This is a genomic window from Diaphorobacter sp. LR2014-1, assembly GCF_002916785.1.
Taxonomy (GTDB): domain Bacteria; phylum Pseudomonadota; class Gammaproteobacteria; order Burkholderiales; family Burkholderiaceae_C; genus Diaphorobacter; species Diaphorobacter nitroreducens.
Genome location: NZ_MTBE01000073.1, coordinates 1 through 5,774 on the forward strand (window position 1 = coordinate 1; position 5,774 = coordinate 5,774).

General features: G+C 58.3%; 7 protein-coding genes. 6 read left to right on the forward strand and 1 reads right to left on the reverse strand.

The features are described from left to right. Nucleotides 1-54: 54 nt before the first annotated feature. Complete coding sequence (locus tag BV908_RS21640; RefSeq protein ID WP_001389365.1) at nt 55-819, reverse strand: IS6-like element IS6100 family transposase; 765 nt, start codon at nt 817-819, stop codon at nt 55-57. Between the two features lie 28 nt (nt 820-847). Between BV908_RS21640 and istA the strand changes: the two genes are divergently transcribed. The 6 genes from istA to BV908_RS21675 all read left to right on the forward strand — a co-directional run bounded on the left by istA (nt 848) and on the right by BV908_RS21675 (nt 5,720). Further along, entirely contained in the window at nt 848-2,356 is a 1,509-nt protein-coding gene (istA, locus tag BV908_RS21645) for an IS21 family transposase (protein WP_146052317.1), read from the forward strand. After that, the gene (gene istB / locus BV908_RS21650) at nt 2,353-3,111 is read left to right on the forward strand and encodes an IS21-like element helper ATPase IstB (RefSeq protein WP_103739181.1); all 759 of its coding nucleotides are present in this window, start codon (nt 2,353-2,355) and stop codon (nt 3,109-3,111) included. Before istA ends, istB begins: the two co-directional genes overlap by 4 nt. Nucleotides 3,112-3,511: 400 nt before the next feature. Further along, complete coding sequence (locus BV908_RS21655; protein ID WP_103739182.1) at nt 3,512-4,279, forward strand: glucose 1-dehydrogenase; 768 nt, start codon at nt 3,512-3,514, stop codon at nt 4,277-4,279. Nucleotides 4,280-4,302: 23 nt separating this feature from the next. Further along, the gene (locus BV908_RS21660) at nt 4,303-4,578 is read left to right on the forward strand and encodes a hypothetical protein (protein ID WP_103739183.1); all 276 of its coding nucleotides are present in this window, start codon (nt 4,303-4,305) and stop codon (nt 4,576-4,578) included. Nucleotides 4,579-4,607: 29 nt separating this feature from the next. Then, nucleotides 4,608-4,814 carry a dihydrodiol dehydrogenase gene (locus BV908_RS21665; protein WP_103739184.1) on the forward strand — a complete coding sequence of 69 codons (207 nt, stop codon included), beginning with the start codon at nt 4,608-4,610 and terminating at the stop codon, nt 4,812-4,814. 141 nt (nt 4,815-4,955) lie between these two features. Next, the gene (locus BV908_RS21675) at nt 4,956-5,720 is read left to right on the forward strand and encodes an IS6-like element IS6100 family transposase (protein WP_001389365.1); all 765 of its coding nucleotides are present in this window, start codon (nt 4,956-4,958) and stop codon (nt 5,718-5,720) included. The last annotated feature ends 54 nt before the right edge of the window (nt 5,721-5,774 follow it).

A 5,774-nucleotide genomic window follows, 5' to 3' on the forward strand; every position in this document is an offset into this window, starting at 1 on the left:
GGCTCTGTTGCAAAGATTGGCGGCAGTCAGAGGTAGGCTGTCGCTCTGCGCCGATCAGGCGGCTGCTGCGAAATGGTGGTTGAGCATGCCCATGGCCTCCGTCAGCGCCGAGGGCCCAATGCCAAAAGCTCTCTCCACAAGGCGCACCTCGCCCCTGATGCCGGGCTGCAGGCACCAGGGGCGAGCCTGTCCTTTGCGCAGGGCTCGCATGACTTCGAATCCCTTGATCGTGGCATAGGCCGTGGGGATCGATTTGAAACCGCGCACCGGCTTGATCAGTATCTTGAGCTTTCCGTGATCGGCCTCGATCACGTTATTGAGATACTTCACCTGCCGGTGGGCCGTCTCCCGGTCCAGCTTTCCTTCGCGCTTCAATTCGGTGATCGCTGCACCATAGCTCGGCGCTTTGTCGGTATTGAGCGTGGCAGGCTTTTCCCAGTGCTTCAGGCCTCGCAGGGCCTTGCCCAGGAACCGCTTCGCTGCCTTGGCGCTGCGGGTCGGCGACAGGTAGAAATCGATCGTGTCGCCCCGCTTGTCGACTGCCCGGTACAGGTAGGTCCACTTGCCCCGCACCTTGACGTAGGTTTCATCCAGGCGCCAGCTCGGATCAAAGCCACGCCGCCAGAACCAGCGCAGCCGCTTCTCCATCTCCGGGGCGTAGCACTGGACCCAGCGATAGATCGTCGTATGGTCGACCGAAATGCCGCGTTCCGCCAGCATTTCCTCAAGGTCGCGATAGCTGATCGGATAGCGACAATACCAGCGCACCGCCCACAGGATCACATCACCCTGGAAATGGCGCCACTTGAAATCCGTCATCGTTCCGTCCGTCCAATCTCCGCCAAGCATGCTCAAGCTTCACGATTTTTGCAACAGAGCCCGCCTGGCCGTCTCTGAGGGGATGAGCCGGCGTCAGGCTGCAAAGCATTTCAACATATCGCGCGACAGCGTGGCGAAGATGGTGGCCTATTCGACGCCGCCTGGTTATCAGCGTCGCTCACCGATCCGGCGACCGAAGCTGGATGCATTCGTTTCGACGATCGAGCATTGGCTTGATGAGGATCTGAAGGTGCCGCGCAAGCAGCGCCATACGGCCAAGCGGGTGTTCGACCGTCTGCGTGGCGAATGCGGTTTCACCGGCGGTTACACGATCATCAAGGATTACATACGCGAGCGGGATCAGCGTCGGCAGGAGGTGTTCGTGCCTCTGTCGCATCCGCCTGGACACGCGCAGGCCGACTTCGGCGAGGCGACGGTCGTGATTGGCGGCGTGGAGCAGAAGGCGCGCTTCTTCGTGCTCGATCTGCCGCATAGCGACGGGTGCTATGTGCGCGCCTATCCTGCGGCGGTGGCCGAAGCCTGGGTCGATGGCCACATCCATGCGTTCGCGTTCTTCGGGGCCGTACCGCGGTCGATCGTCTATGACAACGACCGCTGCCTTGTGGCGAAGATCCTGCCGGACGGCACACGCAAGCGGGCGACGTTGTTCAGCGGTTTCCTGTCCCATTACCTGATCCGCGATCGCTACGGCCGTCCCGGCAAAGGCAACGACAAGGGGAATGTCGAGGGTCTGGTGGGCTATGCCCGGCGTAACTTCATGGTGCCGATCCCGCAGTTTCCGACATGGGATGCGTTCAACGCCTTTCTGGAAGAGCAATGCCGCAAACGCCAGCGCGACAAGTTGCGCGGCGAGAGCGAGACGATCGGCGAGCGGCTTCAACGGGACCTGGATGCCATGCGCGCCTTGCCGGTATCGCCCTTCGACGCCTGCGACCAGGTCAGCACAAAGGTCACGGCGCAGTCTTTGGCCCGCTACAAGACGAACGACTATTCCGTTCCGGTCGCCTATGGCCATCAGGATGTCTGGGTCAGAGGCTATGTCGACGAGGTGGTGATCGGTTGCCGCGGCGAGATCATCGCCCGTCATCCTCGGAGTTGGGAGCGGGAGGACGTCGTCTTCGATCCAGTCCATTATCTGCCGCTGATCGAGCAGAAGATCAATGCCCTGGATCAAGCGGCTCCTCTCCAGGGTTGGGACCTGCCGGACGAATTCGCCACGTTGCGCCGGCTAATGGAAGGTCGCATGGCCAAGCATGGCCGTCGGGAATACGTGCAGGTTCTGCGCCTGCTGGAAAGCTTCGAGCTTGCCGATCTGCATGCGGCGGTGAAGCAGGCGATCCAGCTCGGAGCGATCGGCTTTGATGCGGTCAAGCATCTGATCCTGTGCCGGGTGGAGCGCCGGCCGCCTCGACTGGACCTGGCGATCTATCCCTACCTGCCAAGGGCAACGGTCGAGAAGACCTCTGCGAAGGCGTACATGCGCCTCCTGTCGTCGAATGCGGGAGAAGCGGCATGAGCACCGAAGCACCCGATATCCTGCTCGCCCATTATCTCAAGACCCTGAAGCTGCCGACCTTCCAGCGGGAGTACCAGAAGCTGGCCCGGCTATGCGCCACCGAAGGCGTCGATCATGTCGGCTACCTGTTCCGGCTTGCCGAACGGGAGATGATCGAACGGGACCGCCGCAAGGTCGAACGTCGGATCAAGGCGGCCAAATTCCCGGTCGTCAAAAGCCTCGACAGCTTCGACTTCGCCGGCATACCCAAGCTGAACAAAATGCAGGTGCTGGAACTGGCGCGATGCGAATGGATCGAGCGGCGCGAGAACGTCATTGCTCTTGGTCCCAGTGGAACCGGCAAGACGCATGTGGCGCTCGGTCTCGGCCTGGCCGCATGCCAGAAGGGCCTGTCCGTCGGCTTCACCACGGCCGCCGCCCTGGTCAGTGAGATGATGGAGGCGCGTGATGAGCGGCGTCTGCTTCGGTTCCAGAAGCAGATGGCAGCCTACAAGCTGCTCATCATCGACGAGCTGGGCTTTGTGCCGCTGTCGAAGACCGGTGCGGAGTTGCTGTTCGAGCTGATCTCGCAACGCTACGAGCGCGGCGCCACCTTGATCACCAGCAATCTGCCTTTCGACGAATGGACGGATACACTGGGGTCCGAGCGTCTAACTGGCGCTCTGCTCGATCGCATCACCCACCACGTCAACATCCTCGAGATGAACGGCGACAGCTATCGTCTCGCCCAAAGCCGCGCCCGAAAGGCAGGCTGAAAACCTCCCGAAAAATCGCCACGCCGGCCTGAAACCCCCGCTCGGGCTTAAGCCCTCCCGGCGGTCTCAGGCCGGCGCCGCAGTGGCCGACTTTTGCTCCGCCCCCTGGCCGGGTTTTACTCCGCCGTTGACAGAATGGAAGGTAAGGAGTTACCTGCTGTTAGCTCGGAGCCGTAGTAATGAACCCGATTACTATCTCATGACTTGCGTCCGCAATGATACGCTGATTCGAACGGAACAAGGGTTAAAGCTTAAGTCCAGGAAGATTTTGCTGGACCAAAGCACCCTGGGAATGGATAACCTGGCGGTCTTTTTCTAAAAACTATGTTTTCAGGGGGATAGCCCCCTGGGGTTCTTAACCTATATATGGATGAAAAAAAGTTTAAGGAGGAAAGAAAAAATGACGAAACGATTGGAAAACAAGGTGGCTTTCATTACCGGGGCCGCTGGGGGACAAGGGCGGGCTGCCGCAGTGGTTTTTGCCCGTGAAGGAGCAAAAGTGGCCGTGGTTGATGTAGACGAAAAGGGGATTGAAGAGACGGCTCGTCTTGTAAAAGAGACAGGGGGTGAAGCCATCGCCATCCGCTGCGATGTCTCCAATGAAGAGCAGGTGAAGGGGGCCATCCAAAAAACGGTGGATACTTTTGGAAAACTGACCACGTTGTACAATAACGCAGGCATTGCCCATAAAAATTTGATGATTCTAGCCCATGAGCTCAGTGTGGAAGAGTGGGAAAAGATCCAAAATGTGAACACGAAAGGCATGTTTCTTGTGGTGAAGTACGGAATTCCCGAGCTTCTCAAAGCGGGCGGCGGAACAATCATCAACACATCATCTACGGCGGGTCTGATTAACAGCCCGGGGGGACCTTCCTACACCGCTTCCAAAGGAGCCATTATCTCCTTTACCCGACATCTGGCTGCTACGTATGCTAAAAAGGGAATTCGGGCCAATGCCATCGCTCCGGGGTATGTCATCACACTGATGACAAAGGCCATGGAAGATCTACTCCCTGAATTGGATAAGGTGGCTTCGGAAGCAACTCCCCTTGGCCGGGGAGCGCAACCGGAGGAGATTGCCAATGTGGCTCTCTTCCTTGCATCGGATGAGTCTTCCTTTGTGACAGGAGCCGTGATTGTAGCCGATGGCGGCATGACCATTGTTTAAATCATTCGAAAGGAGCAATTCCCATGTGGTTGGTGCGATTAACGATTAAAAAACCGATGAATCAGATCGATCCGAAGTGGTTTGAAGAGCATGAAGCGAGAAATGGGGAATTCCGGGTGAAGGGGATCATCCTGGCCAACGGGGCGTTTGCCGATGGGAGCGGCGGGTCCATTCTCTACAACTGTTCCAAAGAAGAGTTGGACACCTACCTGAGCCGTGATCCTCTGGTCGTCCATGACGTGGTTGATTATGAGGCGAAGGAATGGAACGTCACGTTCTCCCCAAAAATCCTTGTATAACCCAACTAATGCGAAAGAGGAGGAGGCACATGACGGACGAAAGGGAAACGATCGTAGGCAATGAGTTTACCCTTGTGAAGATTCGGAAGGTATATACGCGTAACGGGGAAAGGCTGGAGATCTATTCGCCCAAGCTAAAACGTTCCATTCAACTGGATCCCTTAGCCCTAGAAAGTTTAACCTGGCAAGATCCTGAGGTTTTTACAAAGTTTTTGGCAAAACCGTTTGGAACATGAGGCGAGAAGTGAGATCATTCCCCCTTTTACACAGATAGGCCGGAAGCTCCCGCCTGCCGCAGGAAGCGGGCGGGGGCAGGGGCTCTGTTGCAAAAATCGTGAAGCTTGAGCATGCTTGGCGGAGATTGGACGGACGGAACGATGACGGATTTCAAGTGGCGCCATTTCCAGGGTGATGTGATCCTGTGGGCGGTGCGCTGGTATTGTCGCTATCCGATCAGCTATCGCGACCTTGAGGAAATGCTGGCGGAACGCGGCATTTCGGTCGACCATACGACGATCTATCGCTGGGTCCAGTGCTACGCCCCGGAGATGGAGAAGCGGCTGCGCTGGTTCTGGCGGCGTGGCTTTGATCCGAGCTGGCGCCTGGATGAAACCTACGTCAAGGTGCGGGGCAAGTGGACCTACCTGTACCGGGCAGTCGACAAGCGGGGCGACACGATCGATTTCTACCTGTCGCCGACCCGCAGCGCCAAGGCAGCGAAGCGGTTCCTGGGCAAGGCCCTGCGAGGCCTGAAGCACTGGGAAAAGCCTGCCACGCTCAATACCGACAAAGCGCCGAGCTATGGTGCAGCGATCACCGAATTGAAGCGCGAAGGAAAGCTGGACCGGGAGACGGCCCACCGGCAGGTGAAGTATCTCAATAACGTGATCGAGGCCGATCACGGAAAGCTCAAGATACTGATCAAGCCGGTGCGCGGTTTCAAATCGATCCCCACGGCCTATGCCACGATCAAGGGATTCGAAGTCATGCGAGCCCTGCGCAAAGGACAGGCTCGCCCCTGGTGCCTGCAGCCCGGCATCAGGGGCGAGGTGCGCCTTGTGGAGAGAGCTTTTGGCATTGGGCCCTCGGCGCTGACGGAGGCCATGGGCATGCTCAACCACCATTTCGCAGCAGCCGCCTGATCGGCGCAGAGCGACAGCCTACCTCTGACTGCCGCCAATCTTTGCAACAGAGCC